Here is a 270-nt window from a genome sequence, read left to right on the forward strand (position 1 = left end):
CTATTGAGAATATCACTGACAGCAAAAATCCTGATAGAGCATGGCATACGATTTTAGACGAGCCTGCCTTTGACAGCTTGGTTAAATTGTTAGAGGCTGCACCGCACTTCGTTATTGATACCGAAACGACCAGCGTCTATTGGCGTCAAGCCGAAATCGTCGGGCTGTCTTTTGCCCTGCGAGCGCATGAAGCCTATTATATTCCGCTGACTCATCGTCTGGAAGGTGATGAGCTGACTGCAAAGCAACTTGATCGTGATACGGTATTAG

1 protein-coding gene is annotated in these 270 nt (G+C 47.0%); it reads left to right on the forward strand.

Annotated elements, in window-relative coordinates; translation table 11 throughout:
- On the forward strand, positions 1 to 270 hold a 270-nt coding region (locus tag AAEZ03_RS27485; protein WP_350583023.1), incomplete at both ends, for a 3'-5' exonuclease family protein.

The organism is Pseudomonas sp. HY2-MNA-CIBAN-0224 (genome assembly GCF_040310285.1).
Classification (GTDB): domain Bacteria; phylum Pseudomonadota; class Gammaproteobacteria; order Pseudomonadales; family Pseudomonadaceae; genus Aquipseudomonas; species Aquipseudomonas helleri.